We start from the raw sequence: 14,164 nt of genomic DNA, 5'->3' as shown, positions 1-14,164 counted from the left end.
TGGATGAAATTTGCATTAAACATTACCGACTGGCGGGCGATGGCACCAGGACTCAATGAATCGATACAGTGGCACCAGTGGTCACGGCATCCGCATGCTATCGATCCGGCAGCACCGCAAGGAAAGTTAAGTGAGTTGCCGATGATGACGGCCCGTCGTCTCAGCTCCGGCAGTAAACTTGCCGTGGAGTGCGGCCTGGCGATGCTGCGTCGCCACGCTATTGACGCGGTATTGTACACCAGCCGTCACGGCGAACTTGAGCGTAATTACCGTATTTTGCACGCGCTGGCAACCGAGCAGGCGCTTTCGCCCACCGATTTTGCCCTGTCAGTCCACAACTCTGCCGTGGGGAACCTGACCATCGCCGCAAAGCAGCCGGTCGTGGCGTCTTCTCTCTCGGCGGGTCGTGACACCTTCCAGCAAGGGCTATGCGAAGTCATCGGCCTGTTACACGCAGGCTACCAGCGCGTGCTGCTGGTTGATTTCGATGGTTTTCTGCCTGAGTTTTACCACCCGCGGCTTCCTGCAAATATGCCGACATGGCCGTATGCAATGGCGCTGGTGTGTGAAGCTGGCAGCGACTGGCAATGTCAGACCCAGACCGCTCACGCCGGCGCTGAGACTGCGCTCCCGCAAAGCCTGCTGTTTTTACAGAACTATTTACAGAATGCCGATGCCTTTACGCTCCCCGGCGAGCGTGTGCAGTGGCACTGGAGCCGGGCATGAGCACGTTCTTCTCATTCCTGAACCGCCTGTGGCGGATCGCAATGACCGGCTTTTGTTTTGCGCTCTTCGGTATCGGCGGACTGTTGTTGTCCGTGGTCTGGTTTAACATATTGCTGGTTTTCGTCTGGAACCCTGCCCGCCGACGCCGTATTGCTCGGCGCAGCATTGCGGCCAGCTTCCGCTTCTTTTTAGCGGTCACGCGCGTAGTGGGCGTGCTGGATTACCGCATTTCAGGTGGCGACATTTTGCGCCAGGAGCGAGGCTGTCTGGTGGTCGCTAACCATCCAACCCTGATTGATTACGTGCTTCTGGCTTCAGTGATGCCTGAAACAGATTGCCTGGTGAAAAGCGCCCTGCTGAAGAACCCTTTCCTCTGCGGCGTTGTGCGGGCCGCAGATTATCTGATCAACAGCCAGGCAGATGCTCTTTTGCCCGCCAGCCAGCAACGTCTGGCCCAGGGCGACACGATTTTAATCTTTCCTGAAGGTACCCGAACAACCCCCGGCGAAGCTATGACGTTGCAGCGTGGCGCGGCCAATATCGCCGTGCGCTGTAACAGTGATTTACGCATTGTGACCATCCACTGTAGCGAACGCATGCTGGATAAAGAAAGCAAATGGTATCAGGTGCCTCCAACGAAACCGCTGTTTACGATCAACGTCGGCGAACGGGTCAGGATTAGCAAAATTTACGACGCAAAATCACAAGAACCTGCGCTGGCGGCAAGACAGCTAAATCGGCATCTATTGCTTCAATTACAACCAGGTAATTTACCTCTCTCAGGAATTAATGATGCAAACGCTTTATCTTGAAATTAAAAAACTCATCATAACAACATTGAATCTGGACGAACTGTCAGCAGACGACATTGAAACCGAGGCAGCGCTGTTTGGCGATGGTCTTGGTCTCGACTCAATCGATGCGCTGGAGCTGGGTCTGGCGGTGAAAAACCAGTACGGCGTAGTTCTGTCGGCTGAGAGCGAAGAGATGCGCAAGCACTTCTTCTCCGTCGCCACGCTGGCCTCTTTCATTCACGCGCAACGGGCCTGAGGGGAGTTCGTTATGACCGAACAAAAAGCCATTTACGAAGAAGTCTCCGCGCTGCTGGTTAAGCTGTTTGAAGTGGACCCGCAGGATATAAAGCCTGAGGCGCGCCTGTACGAAGATCTGGAACTGGACAGCATCGACGCAGTTGACATGATCGTGCATCTGCAAAAGAAAACCGGCAAGAAAATCAAGCCGGAGGAGTTTAAAGCAGTGCGTACCGTGCAGGATGTGGTTGATGCGGTAGAACGTCTGCTTAAAGAGGCGTAATTCAACGTGTCGGGCGCACGTTCACTACCGGTCGTACCATTGTTGACGGGGTTATTGCTACTGGCCTGGCCATTTTTAATCTGGTTTGGTCTTGCGCATAACAGCCTGCACTGGCTGTTGCCGCTGATGGCGCTACTGCTGTTTTTGCGCTTTCGTCAGACCAGACAACAGGTGGGGCCACTGCGCGTCGTCACTCAGGTGGTTGCGGCGGCGGGAATCACGCTGTGCATTGCCAGTTATCTGCTCAAAACGCACCAGTTGCTGCTGTTTTACCCGGTGGTGGTTAACGGCGTCATGCTGGCGGTTTTTGGCGGTTCGCTGTGGTCAGCAATGCCGATTATTGAGCGGCTGGCACGCCTGCGCGAACGTGAACTTCCGGACACGGCGGTGCGTTATACCCGCCGCGTGACGCAAATCTGGTGCGCCTTTTTCATTATCAACGGTGGCATTGCGCTTTTTACCGCCCTGTATGGCGATATGCCCCTGTGGACAGCCTGGAACGGAATGATCTCCTATCTGCTGATGGGAACGTTGATGGCTGGCGAGTGGTTAGTGCGCCGACAGGTGATAAAACGAGATACCCAATGAAGCAGACCCTCACCCTTGCTGAGTGGCTTAGCGCCCCGCGTGCGGCCGAAATGCCGATCGCCTGGCAGGAAGAGCACACCTGGACGCTCGGGCATTTGCGCCATGATGTCGCCTGTCTGATCGCGCACCTGCAACAGCAGGAGGGCGACCGTTGGGCGCTGTGCTTTGAAAACAGTTACCTGTTTATCGTCGCGCTGCTGGCAACGCTGCATGCGGGTAAAACGCCGGTGATCCCCGGCCACTGTCGCATGTCATTACTCAACGAGCAGTCTGCGCTGTTCGACGGCGTACTGAGCGACAACACGCTGAGCTGGCAGGGGCCGCTGCGGGTGGTCAGTTCCACAATGACGATTGCCACGCACGATATCCCGTTCCCGCCGATACGCGACGGCGCCTTTGTCGAACTGTTTACGTCCGGCTCTACCGGGCAACCGAAGCGGGTTATCAAACCGATCAATCGTCTCGATAGCGAAGCCGCGCTGCTGGCAACGCGCTTTGCCGACCGTCTGGCAGGCTGCCGGATAGTGGCCTCGGTGGTCCCCCAGCATCTGTATGGCCTGACGTTCCGTATCTTCCTGCCGATGGCCTTAGGTCTACCGCTCCACGCGGCGATGCTGTGGTACGCCGAACAGCTGGCGGCCCTGAGTCATGAGCACCGGTATGCGTTTATCAGCAGTCCGGCGTTTCTCAAACGTCTCGACCACCAGCTTACTCCCCCGCCAGTCAGGATGATTCTGTCTGCGGGCGGTGTATTACCCTGGCAGGTCGTCGCGCATGCCGCCGACTGGCTGAACATCTGGCCGGATGAAATCTACGGCAGTACCGAAACCGGCGTCATCGCCTGGCGCTATCGACAGCAGGAAGAGACCACATGGCAGCCCTTTCCCGGCGTCAGCTTCCGTCAGGAAGAACACACCTTTCGCGTATTTTCACCGCTGATCGCGGACGTTGACGGCCTGCTACTCGACGATATTCTGCAATTCGCAGAAAACGGCCGCTTCCGCCTGACAGGACGCCGGGGCCGGGTCGTGAAAATTGAGGAGAAGCGCATTTCGCTGGGGGAAGTGGAGCAACGGCTGCTGGAACTGGACGGTATCCTTGATGCGGCAGTATTGCCGGTTACCCGCGGCAATCGTCAAAGCGTGGGCGTATTGCTGGTACTGGATGACGAGATGCGCAAGCGCTGGAGTAAAAACCAGGAGCTGACATGGCGAAAAGCCCTGCGCCCGTTGCTGGAGCCGGTCGCCATCCCCCGCCACTGGCGCGTGATTGATGAAATTCCGGTCAACAGTATGAACAAGCGTGTCTATGCGCAATTACAGGAGTTGTTTCATGAAGCCCCATGAAATTGAGCGCCATCAGGCACAGCGTCATCAGGCTGAGATCGTTTTGTATCTCGACCCTTCTCTGTTCTGGTTTCGCGGGCATTTTGCCGTACAGCCGCTGCTGCCCGGCGTCGCGCAGATGGACTGGGCGATGCATTACGCCACCACCCTGCTCGCCCCCGGCTGGCGTTTTCACAGCATTCAGAACGTGAAGTTCCAGTCGCCGTTACTGCCGGAGACGACCGTCACGCTCACCCTGAACTGGCAGGAAGCGCGCCAGATGCTCACGTTTAGCTATCAGCGCCACGACGGTGAAGCGCGGCATACCGCCAGCAGCGGGAAGATCCGATTATGCCGATAGCCTTTTCCCCCTGCGTGCTGATCCCCTGTTATAACCACGGCGCGATGATGTCGCGCGTGCTGGCACGCCTTCAGCCGTTTGGCCTGCCCTGCATTGTGGTGGACGATGGCAGCGACACCGCCACACGACAAGAACTGGATCGACTGGCGGCGGAAACCGCAAATCTGACCCTGATTCGTCTGTCAGCAAACGCCGGAAAAGGCGCGGCGGTGATCTGCGGTATGCAGGCGGCGGCAGAGGCCGGGTTCAGCCACGCGGTGCAGGTGGACGCCGACGGCCAGCACGCCATTGAAGATATTCCGACGTTTCTCGCGCTGGCACAGGAACATCCAACCGCGCTGATTTCCGGACAGCCGATTTACGATGACTCCATCCCCCGCTCGCGCCTGTACGGGCGCTGGGTGACCCACGTCTGGGTATGGATTGAAACCCTCTCGCTACAGCTGAAAGACAGCATGTGCGGCTTCCGGGTTTATCCCGTTGGGCCGACGCTGCAACTGGCGCAGAGCGTCACGCTCGGCAAGCGAATGGATTTCGACACCGAAGTGATGGTGCGTCTCTGGTGGCAGGGCAATAGCAGCTATTTTGTCCCGACCCGGGTGACCTACCCGCTGGACGGGCTGTCCCATTTCGACGCGCTCAAAGACAACCTGCGCATTTCACGAATGCACACGCGACTCTTTTTCGGCATGCTGCCGCGCATCCCGTCGCTGCTGTTGCGCCACTCGTCGCCACACTGGGCGCGTCAGCAGGAGGTCAAAGGGCTGTGGGGAATGCGCCTGATGCTGCTGGTATGGCGCTTTTTGGGGCGCAGGGCGTTCTCGCTGCTGCTGTATCCGGTGGTGGGCGCATACTGGCTAACGGCAACCACGGCGCGCCATGCTTCGCAAAACTGGATAGCCCGCGTTCGTGAACAGTTGGCCGTGCGCCAGATGCCGGTGCCATCAAGGCTCACCAGCTATCAACACTTCCTGCGCTTCGGGAATGCGATGCTCAATAAAATTGCCAGCTGGCGCGGCGAAGTGCAGTTTGGCCGCGACGTGGTGTTTGCCGCCGGTGCCGAGGAGGCGCTTAGCGTCAGCGATCCGCGAGGAAAACTTTTGCTGGCTTCACATCTGGGCGATATCGAAGCCTGCCGCGCGCTGGCGCAATTGCAGGGCAGTAAAACCATTAACGCGCTGGTATTCAGCGATAACGCCCGGCGCTTTCAGCAAATCATGCAGGAGATGGCCCCGCAGGCTGGCCTCAACCTGATCCCGGTCACTGACATCGGTCCGGAGACCGCCATCCTGCTCAAAGAGAAACTGGATCGCGGCGAATGGATTGCCATTGTTGGCGATCGTATTGCGGTAAACCCGCAGCGCGGCGGTGAATGGCGCGTCTGCTGGAGCCGTTTTATGGGCCAACCCGCCCCGTTCCCGCAGGGGCCGTTTATTCTCGCCTCCCTTTTACGCTGCCCGGTGGCGCTTATTTTTGCCTTACGCCAGCAGGAGAAGCTACGCATTCACTGCGAGCCGTTCGCCGATCCGCTGTTATTGCCGCGTGCCGAACGTCAGGACGCCTTACAGAAAACCATCGACCGCTACGCCGAACGCCTTGAACACTACGCGCTACAGTCACCGCTCGACTGGTTTAACTTTTTCGATTTCTGGCACCTGCCGGATACCAAACACAAGGAGTAAAGGGTGCTTAACGATCCCCGTTTTACTGCTGAAGTAGAACTGACCATTCCGTTTCATGATGTCGATATGATGGGCGTGGCGTGGCACGGCAACTATTTCCGCTACTTCGAAATTGCCCGTGAGGCACTGCTTAACCAGTTCGACTACGGCTATCGTCAAATGAAAGCCTCCGGCTATGTGTGGCCGGTGGTCGATACTCGCGTGAAATACCGCAATGCATTGACCTTTGAACAACGTATTCGTGTTCGCGCCCGCATCGAGGAGTTTGAAAACCGCCTGCGCATCGGCTACGAAATTTTTGATGCCGAAAGCGGCAAACGCGCCACTACCGGTTACACCATTCAGGTGGCAGTGGAAGAGAAGAGCCGCGAGATGTGCTTTATCTGCCCGGATATTCTGTTCGAACGTATGGGAGTCACGCCATGAGATTCTTACCGCTACTGGCGCTGCTTATCAGCCCTTTCGTCAGCGCCCTGACGCTTGATGACCTGCAACAGCGCTTTACCGAACAGCCGGTAGTTCGGGCGCATTTCGATCAAACCCGCACCATTAAGGATCTGCCGCAGCCGCTGCGTTCTCAGGGTAATATGCTGATCGCGCGCGATCGGGGTCTGTTGTGGGATCAAACCACTCCCTTCCCGATGCAGCTGCTTCTGGATGACAAACGGATGGTACAGGTGATTAACGGTCAGCCGCCGCAGACCATCACCGCGGAGAACAACCCGCAGATGTTCCAGTTTAACCACCTGCTGCGCGCGCTGTTCCAGGCCGATCGTAACGTACTGGAAGAGAATTTCCGCGTGGAATTTGCTGACAAAGGCGAAGGCCGCTGGACGCTGCGCCTGACGCCGATCACCACGCCTCTGGATAAGATCTTTACCAGCATTGATCTCGCCGGAAAGACCTACCTTGAGAGCATCCAGCTCAACGATAAACAGGGCGATCGTACCGATATCACGCTTTCTCAACACCAACTGACGCCAGCGCAACTGACCGATGACGAACGCCAACGCTTTACCGCCCAGTAAACGCCCTGCGCTGTCATGGGGAGTGGTCTGCCTGATACTGCTGGGCGTTTTGCTGGCGCTGCTGCCTCAGGCCAGACTTAATAGTAGCGTGCTGGCGATGCTGCCAAAGCAGGCCCTGGGGGAGATCCCACCGAGCCTCAACGACGGTTTTATGCAGCGTCTCGACCGCCAGCTGGTCTGGCTGGTTAGCCCCGGCAAAAAAGCCGACCCGCAGGCCGCTCGCGACTGGCTGGCGCTGTTACAAAAATCGCATGCTTTGGCGGAGATGAAAGGCCCGATGGACGCCGACAGCCAGCAGGCATGGGGAGCGTTCTTCTGGCAACACCGCAACGGCCTGATCGATAGCGACACCCGCGCGCGCCTGCAGAATGGCGGCGAAGCGCAGGCGCAATGGATCCTCTCTCAGCTCTATTCGGCCTTCTCCGGCGTCAGCGGCAAAGAGTTGCAAAACGATCCGCTGATGCTGATGCGCGGCTCCCAGCTGGCAATGGCCAAAAACGGGCAACGCCTGCGGCTGATGGACGGCTGGCTGGTGACTCAGGATGCACAGGGCAACTACTGGTATCTGCTGCACGGCGAACTGGCCGGTTCGTCGTTCGATATGCAGCAAACGCATAAACTGGTGACGACCCTCGGCACGCTCGAAAGCGAGTTAAAGGCACGTTATCCGCAGGCACAGCTATTATCGCGCGGGACTATGTTCTACAGCGATTACGCCAGTCAGCAGGCGAAGCAGGATGTCTCAACCCTCGGCGTGGCAACAGTGCTTGGCGTGCTCCTGCTGATTATCGCCGTCTTCCGCTCGCTGCGCCCGCTGCTGCTGTGCCTGCTGTCCATCGCCACTGGCGCGCTGGCGGGCACGGTTGTCACGCTGCTGCTTTTTGGCGAACTGCATCTGATGACGCTGGTGATGAGCATGAGCGTCATCGGAATTTCCGCCGACTATACGCTCTACTATCTGACCGAGCGGATGGTGCACGGCGCAGAAAGCTCGCCCTGGCAAAGCCTCGCCAAAGTACGTAATGCCCTGCTGCTGGCGCTCTTCACCACCGTGGCGGCGTACCTGATTATGATGCTTGCCCCCTTCCCCGGCATTCGCCAGATGGCGGTGTTCGCGGCGGTTGGCCTGAGCGCCTCCTGTCTGACGGTGATTTTCTGGCATCCGTGGCTGTGTCGCGGGCAGCCCGTGCGCCCGGTTCCGGCAATGGTGCTGATGCTGCGCTGGCTGGCTGCCTGGCGACGCAATAAAAAACTCGCTATCGGTCTGCCGGTTGCGCTGGCACTCTTGTCGCTGACCGGTCTTGCCACGCTGCGCGTGGATGATGATATCTCGCAGCTACAGGCGCTACCGCAGCCTATCCTTGCACAGGAAAAAGCGATTACCGCGCTCACCGGGCAAAGCGTCGATCAGAAATGGTTTGTGGTATACGGCAAGACCGCGCAGCAGACGCTGGAGCGGCTGGAAGCCTTTGCTCCCGCGCTGGAGCAGGCTAAAGCAGAGGGCTGGCTCGGCGGCTATCGTACCCTTTCGCTAAATTCCCTCGCCCGGCAGCAGCAGGATCTCAGCCTGCTGAAAAACGCCGCGCCCGCCGTGAGCAAAGCCCTGAACAACGCCGGACTGACGACAGTCAACCCCGATCTTAACGCCATGCCAGTAACGGTCGATAACTGGCTTGCCAGTCCGGCGAGCGAAGGCTGGCGGCTACTGTGGCTGACGCTGGAAAATGGCGAAAGCGGCGTGCTGGTCCCGGTGGAGGGCGTGAAAAACAGCGCGGCGCTGAAGGCTCTGAGCACAAAACATACTGGCATCGCGTGGGTGGATCGTAAAAGCACTTTTGACGAACTGTTCGCGCATTATCGCCACATATTGACCGCCCTGCTGTGCGTTGCGCTGGCGGTGATTGCCTGCGGCGCGGTTGCCCGCCTTGGCTGGCGTAAGGGTGTCATCAGCCTGGTGCCTTCAGTAGTATCGCTGGGCTGCGGCCTGGCGGTGCTGTCACTCAACGGCCATGCGGTGAACCTGTTTTCGCTGCTGGCGCTGGTGCTGGTACTCGGGATTGGCATTAACTACACGCTGTTTTTCAGCAATCCGCGCGGCACGCCGCTGACCTCGCTGCTGGCGATTACGCTGGCAATGTTGACCACATTGCTGACGCTCGGCATGCTGGTCTTTAGCGCTACCCAGGCTATCAGCAGCTTTGGCATTGTGCTGGTGAGCGGCATTTTCACCGCCTTCCTGCTTTCACCGCTGGCGATGCCGACGAAAAAAGAGAAAAAAAGAAGATGATTAAACCGACATTCTGGCGTACCGCCGCGCTGGTCGCCACGCTGATTCTGACCGGGTGCAGTCACTCGCAGCCGGAACAGGAAGGCCGACCACAGGCGTGGCTGGAGCCGGGCACCCGCATCACGCTGCCAGCACCCGGCATCTCTCCGGCGGTCAGCTCCCAGCAGCTACTTACCGGCAGCTTTAATGGCAAAACCCAGTCGCTGCTGGTGATGCTCAATGCCGATGATAAAAAACTCACGCTGGCAGGACTGTCGTCCGTCGGCATTCGCCTGTTCCTCGTGACCTACGATGAAAAAGGGCTACATAGCGAACAATCGATCGTGGTACCGCAGTTGCCGCCAGCCAGCCAGGTACTGGCCGACGTGATGCTCAGCCACTGGCCGATTCGCGCCTGGGAGCCGCAGTTACCCCAGGGTTGGACGCTCACCGATAGCGGCGATAAGCGCGAGCTGCGTAACGCCAGCGGCAAACTGGTCACGGAAATCACTTATCTGAACCGAAAGGGAAAACGCGAGCCGATCAGCATCGAACAGCACGTTTTTAAATACCACATCACCATTCAATATCTGGGTGACTGAGATGATCTACATTTCTGCGGCTGGCATGATCAACGCTCTGGGTAATGACAACGATGAAATCGCCGCCAATCTGGTACGCGGCGTTGCGCCCGGTATGCGCCCTCGTTCGGGCTGGCTACAGGGGCATCCGCATGCAGTATTAGCCGGCGTAGACGGTGAGCTGCCAGATATTCCCGATGGGTTCAGCGCGCATCGCTCGCGCAATAATCAGCTGCTGCTGGCGGCGCTTAAACAGATTCAGCCACAGGTCAATGAGGCCATCGCGCAGTTCGGAAACGACCGGGTTGCGGTAGTACTCGGCACCAGCACATCCGGGCTGAATGAAGGCGATGCCCACGTCAATCTGACGCTTAACGGGCAGGAAAGCATCGCCTGGCAATATCCGCAGCAGGAGCTGGGCGATCCGGCGCGCTTTCTCAGCCACTGGCTGTCGCTGGATGGCCCGGCGTTCACGCTTTCAACCGCCTGCTCCTCCAGCGCCCGCGCCATCATTAGCGGACGCCGCCTGATCGAGGCCGGACTGGCGGACGTGGCGATAGTCGGCGGCGCAGATACCCTGAGCCGAATGCCCATTAACGGCTTTCGCAGCCTGGAATCGCTGTCCCTGACGCGGTGTCAGCCGTTTGGTCGCGACCGCTGCGGGATCACCATTGGCGAAGGCGCGGCGCTGATGTTGCTGACCCGCGAACCACAGCCCATCGCGCTGCTGGGTATCGGTGAGTCGAGCGATGCGTACCATATTTCGGCTCCGCATCCGCAAGGTGAAGGGGCGATTCGCGCGATTCGCCAGGCGCTGAACGACGCGAACCTCGCGCCGGAGCAGGTGGGCTATATCAACCTCCACGGCACCGCCACGCCGCTTAACGACCAGATTGAGTCCCGAGTGGTAAACGAACTGTTTGGCGAAACCGTGCCATGCAGCTCTACCAAGCATCTGACCGGGCACACGCTGGGCGCGGCGGGCATTACCGAAGCCGCTATCAGTATGCTGATTTTGCAACGCAACCTGCCGTTGCCGCCGCAGGATTTTAACTCATCGCCGCGCGATGAAACGCTGCCGCCCTGCGGCATCATCGGGCAGCCGCAGCCGCTTGAGCGCCCGGTTATCCTGTCGAATTCGTTCGCTTTTGGCGGCAATAACGCCAGCATTCTGCTCGGGAGGATCTCATGAGCCGTTATTTATCGCCCGGCGATTATCTGCCGCACGACGCGCCAATGCTGCTGCTTGATGAGGTTATCAGTGTGAGCGAGGACACGGCGATTTGCCGCGCGGCCGTCGCCCGCGACGGCGCACTGGGGCCGTTTCTTGACCCACAGGGCAATATCCCCGGCTGGTTCGCCCTGGAACTGATGGCGCAAACCGTTGGCGTCTGGTCAGGCTGGCATCGTCATCAACAAGGTCAGGACTGTATCTCGCTAGGCATGGTGCTCGGCGCGCGCGAACTGGTCTGCGCGGCGGGGATCCTGCCCGCCGGATTAACGCTGGATATCACCGTCACGCTACTGATGCAGGACGCGCGTTTCGGCAGCTTTGAATGCGCGATCGCCGCTGGCGAAGAGACGCTGGCGACTGGCCGGGTTAACACCTTCCAGCCAACATCTGAAGAACTTCATTCTCTATTTCAACAAGGAGCGTCCGCATGAGTCGTTCAGTTCTGGTTACCGGCGCCAGCAAGGGCATCGGTCGCGCCATCGCCCGCCAGCTGGCGGCGGACGGCTTTACGGTCGGCGTCCACTATCATCGCGATGCGCAGGGTGCGCAGGAGACGCTGGATGCCATTCTCGCCGCTGGCGGTACTGGTCGTCTGCTGACGTTTGACGTCGCCAACCGCGAGCAGTGCCGCGAGGTGCTGGAGCAGGATATTGAAGCGCATGACGCATGGTATGGCGTGGTCAGCAACGCCGGAATAACCCGCGACGCGGCGTTTCCGGCGCTGAGCGACAACGACTGGGACGCGGTGATCCATACCAATCTCGACAGCTTTTACAACGTGATCCAACCGTGCATCATGCCGATGATTAGCGCGCGCCAGGGTGGACGCATCATCACCCTCTCCTCGGTTTCCGGCGTGATGGGCAACCGTGGACAGGTGAACTACAGCGCGGCCAAAGCGGGGATTATCGGGGCGACGAAAGCGCTGGCGATTGAACTGGCAAAGCGCAAAATTACCGTTAACTGTATTGCGCCGGGGCTTATCGACACCGGGATGATCGAAATGGAAGAGACCGCACTGAAAGAGGCGATGTCGATGATCCCCATGAAACGGATGGGTCAGGCAGACGAAGTGGCCGGGCTTGCCAGCTATTTAATGTCGGATGTGGCAGGTTATGTGACCCGTCAGGTGATTTCCATCAATGGAGGGATGCTATGACACGTCGTGTGGTGATTACAGGCATGGGCGGCGTCACCGCCTTTGGAGAAAACTGGCAGGATGTCTCCGCCAGGCTGCTGGCCTATGAAAATGCGTTGCGCAAAATGCCGGAGTGGCAGGTGTATGACGGGCTGCATACGCTGCTGGGCGCGCCGATCGACGATTTCACCCTTCCGGAGCACTACACCCGTAAACGCATTCGTTCTATGGGCCGCGTGTCGCTGATGTCCACCCGCGCCACCGAACTGGCGCTGGAGCAGGCCGGACTGCCTGGCGATCCGGTGCTGACTAACGGCGAAACCGGCATCGCCTACGGCTCGTCAACCGGCAGTACCGGTCCGGTAAGCGAATTCGCCACCATGCTGACCGAAAAGCACACCAATAATATTACCGGCACCACCTACGTACAGATGATGCCGCACACCACCGCCGTCAACACCGGGCTGTTTTTCGGCCTGCGCGGGCGCGTTATCCCGACCTCCAGCGCCTGCACCTCCGGCAGCCAGGCGATTGGCTATGCATGGGAAGCCATTCGTCACGGTTATCAGACGGTGATGGTGGCAGGTGGCGCGGAGGAACTATGCCCGTCGGAAGCGGCGGTGTTTGATACCCTGTTCGCCACCAGCCAGCGCAATGATGAACCCAAAACCACCCCTTCGCCGTTCGATGAAAAACGCGACGGTCTGGTGATTGGCGAAGGTGCCGGCACCCTGATTCTGGAAGAGCTGGAGCATGCCAAAGCGCGCGGCGCGACGATCTACGGCGAGATTATCGGCTTTGCCACCAACTGCGACGCGGCGCATATTACCCAGCCGCAGCGCGAAACGATGCAGATTTGCATGGAACAGTCGCTGAAAATGGCGGGCCTGAGCGCCCGGGACATTGGCTATATTTCCGCCCACGGCACAGCGACCGACCGCGGCGATATTGCAGAAAGTCTGGCAACGGCGGCCATTTACGGCGATAGCGTACCGATCTCTTCACTGAAAAGTTATTTTGGTCATACCCTGGGTGCCTGCGGCGCGCTGGAAGCCTGGATGAGTCTGCAAATGATGCGCGAAGGCTGGTTTGCGCCGACGCTAAATCTGCATCAGCCGGATGCCAACTGCGGCGCGCTGGATTACATCATGGGTGAAGCCCGCAAAATTGACTGTGAGTTTCTGCAAAGCAATAACTTTGCCTTCGGCGGCATTAACACCTCCATCATCATTCAACGCTGGCCCTGAGATGTACCGGCTCGTGCTGGGGAACGTGTCAACATTAAGTGCGGACAAGCTGCCGTCTGCATTAATCGATCATGCGCCACAGGGCGCGCGACGGGCGCGCTGGCTGGCCGGGCGCGTCCTGCTTTCCCGCATCCTTTCGCCGCTGCCGGAAATTATCTATGGTGAACAGGGTAAACCCGCTTTCACGGCGGATACGCCGCTATGGTTCAATCTGAGCCACAGCGGTGATGACATCGCCCTACTGCTGAGCGACGAAGGGGAAGTCGGTTGCGATATCGAGGTGGTACGTCCGCGTAACAACTGGCGTATGCTGGCGAATGCGCTCTTCAGCCCCGGCGAACTGGCTGAGGTTGAGACCGAACGGCCGGAGAAACAGCTGGCAGCCTTCTGGCGCATATGGACCCGCAAAGAGGCCATTATTAAACAGCGCGGCGGCAGCGCCTGGCAAATCGTCAGCGCAGACAGCACGCTAAATTCTGCGCTGTCAATCAGCCACTGCCAGCTCGGTGCTCTAAGCCTGGCCGTCTGTACCCCGACGCCGTTTATTCTGAGCGCTGACGCCGTGCAGCGTCTGTAAAATCCGGATGGAAACCACCAACGGCGGCGGCAAACTGGCGATCCTGCCGGGGCCGAAAAGCCGGTTGCCAGGATAAGTTTTTATTTTCCTCCCGGCA

General features: G+C 58.8%; 17 protein-coding genes and 1 pseudogene. All 18 read left to right on the top strand.

The genetic code is table 11. The annotated features are described in order from the left end of the window. Positions 1–3 precede the first annotated feature (3 nt). Positions 4–726 (top strand): beta-ketoacyl synthase chain length factor, encoded by a 723-nt coding sequence (locus ACMGGS_RS08085; protein ID WP_414165700.1) that lies wholly within the window; start codon positions 4–6, stop codon positions 724–726. Beyond that, a complete protein-coding gene (locus tag ACMGGS_RS08080; protein ID WP_194207431.1) occupies positions 705–1,538 on the top strand; it encodes a lysophospholipid acyltransferase family protein in 834 nt (277 codons plus the stop codon). The genes ACMGGS_RS08085 and ACMGGS_RS08080 overlap by 22 nt, the downstream gene beginning before the upstream one ends. Next, positions 1,519–1,776: a phosphopantetheine-binding protein gene (locus ACMGGS_RS08075; protein WP_414166226.1), complete on the top strand. Its 258-nt coding sequence runs from the start codon at positions 1,519–1,521 to the stop codon at positions 1,774–1,776. The genes ACMGGS_RS08080 and ACMGGS_RS08075 overlap by 20 nt, the downstream gene beginning before the upstream one ends. A gap of 12 nt (positions 1,777–1,788) precedes the next feature. Then, complete coding sequence (locus ACMGGS_RS08070; RefSeq protein ID WP_414165699.1) at positions 1,789–2,040, top strand: acyl carrier protein; 252 nt, start codon at positions 1,789–1,791, stop codon at positions 2,038–2,040. A gap of 6 nt (positions 2,041–2,046) precedes the next feature. Continuing rightward, positions 2,047–2,628 carry a hypothetical protein gene (locus ACMGGS_RS08065; RefSeq protein ID WP_414165698.1) on the top strand — a complete coding sequence of 194 codons (582 nt, stop codon included), beginning with the start codon at positions 2,047–2,049 and terminating at the stop codon, positions 2,626–2,628. Further along, positions 2,625–3,974, top strand: coding sequence for an AMP-binding protein (locus tag ACMGGS_RS08060; protein ID WP_414165697.1), 1,350 nt, complete (start codon positions 2,625–2,627; stop codon positions 3,972–3,974). The genes ACMGGS_RS08065 and ACMGGS_RS08060 overlap by 4 nt, the downstream gene beginning before the upstream one ends. Then, complete coding sequence (locus tag ACMGGS_RS08055; RefSeq protein WP_414165696.1) at positions 3,961–4,314, top strand: hydroxymyristoyl-ACP dehydratase; 354 nt, start codon at positions 3,961–3,963, stop codon at positions 4,312–4,314. The genes ACMGGS_RS08060 and ACMGGS_RS08055 overlap by 14 nt, the downstream gene beginning before the upstream one ends. Continuing rightward, positions 4,305–5,996, top strand: coding sequence for a glycosyltransferase family 2 protein (locus ACMGGS_RS08050; RefSeq protein WP_414165695.1), 1,692 nt, complete (start codon positions 4,305–4,307; stop codon positions 5,994–5,996). The genes ACMGGS_RS08055 and ACMGGS_RS08050 overlap by 10 nt, the downstream gene beginning before the upstream one ends. 3 nt (positions 5,997–5,999) lie before the next feature. Beyond that, positions 6,000–6,422, top strand: coding sequence for an acyl-CoA thioesterase (locus ACMGGS_RS08045; protein WP_194207436.1), 423 nt, complete (start codon positions 6,000–6,002; stop codon positions 6,420–6,422). Further along, a complete protein-coding gene (locus ACMGGS_RS08040) occupies positions 6,419–7,024 on the top strand; it encodes a LolA family protein (RefSeq protein ID WP_414165694.1) in 606 nt (201 codons plus the stop codon). Before ACMGGS_RS08045 ends, ACMGGS_RS08040 begins: the two co-directional genes overlap by 4 nt. Next, positions 6,993–9,311, top strand: coding sequence for an MMPL family transporter (locus ACMGGS_RS08035; protein ID WP_414165693.1), 2,319 nt, complete (start codon positions 6,993–6,995; stop codon positions 9,309–9,311). The genes ACMGGS_RS08040 and ACMGGS_RS08035 overlap by 32 nt, the downstream gene beginning before the upstream one ends. Continuing rightward, entirely contained in the window at positions 9,308–9,892 is a 585-nt protein-coding gene (locus tag ACMGGS_RS08030) for a DUF3261 domain-containing protein (protein WP_414165692.1), read from the top strand. Before ACMGGS_RS08035 ends, ACMGGS_RS08030 begins: the two co-directional genes overlap by 4 nt. A 1-nt stretch (position 9,893) precedes the next feature. Continuing rightward, a complete protein-coding gene (locus tag ACMGGS_RS08025) occupies positions 9,894–11,063 on the top strand; it encodes a beta-ketoacyl-[acyl-carrier-protein] synthase family protein (RefSeq protein WP_414165691.1) in 1,170 nt (389 codons plus the stop codon). Continuing rightward, a complete protein-coding gene (locus ACMGGS_RS08020) occupies positions 11,060–11,536 on the top strand; it encodes a 3-hydroxy-fatty acyl-ACP dehydratase (RefSeq protein ID WP_414165690.1) in 477 nt (158 codons plus the stop codon). Before ACMGGS_RS08025 ends, ACMGGS_RS08020 begins: the two co-directional genes overlap by 4 nt. After that, a complete protein-coding gene (locus tag ACMGGS_RS08015; RefSeq protein ID WP_414165689.1) occupies positions 11,533–12,264 on the top strand; it encodes a 3-ketoacyl-ACP reductase FabG2 in 732 nt (243 codons plus the stop codon). The genes ACMGGS_RS08020 and ACMGGS_RS08015 overlap by 4 nt, the downstream gene beginning before the upstream one ends. Then, positions 12,261–13,490 (top strand): beta-ketoacyl-ACP synthase, encoded by a 1,230-nt coding sequence (locus ACMGGS_RS08010; RefSeq protein WP_414165688.1) that lies wholly within the window; start codon positions 12,261–12,263, stop codon positions 13,488–13,490. Before ACMGGS_RS08015 ends, ACMGGS_RS08010 begins: the two co-directional genes overlap by 4 nt. A gap of 1 nt (position 13,491) precedes the next feature. Continuing rightward, positions 13,492–14,067: a 4'-phosphopantetheinyl transferase AcpT gene (acpT, locus tag ACMGGS_RS08005; protein WP_414165687.1), complete on the top strand. Its 576-nt coding sequence runs from the start codon at positions 13,492–13,494 to the stop codon at positions 14,065–14,067. Further along, a pseudogene (locus tag ACMGGS_RS08000) lies at positions 14,057–14,143 on the top strand (hypothetical protein); the annotation flags it as partial. The gene acpT and the pseudogene ACMGGS_RS08000, both read left to right, overlap by 11 nt. Positions 14,144–14,164 lie beyond the last annotated feature (21 nt).

The sequence above is a fragment of the Superficieibacter sp. BNK-5 genome (genome assembly GCF_047456055.1).
GTDB lineage: Bacteria > Pseudomonadota > Gammaproteobacteria > Enterobacterales > Enterobacteriaceae > Superficieibacter.
This window is presented reverse-complemented; position numbering and strand designations above follow the sequence as displayed.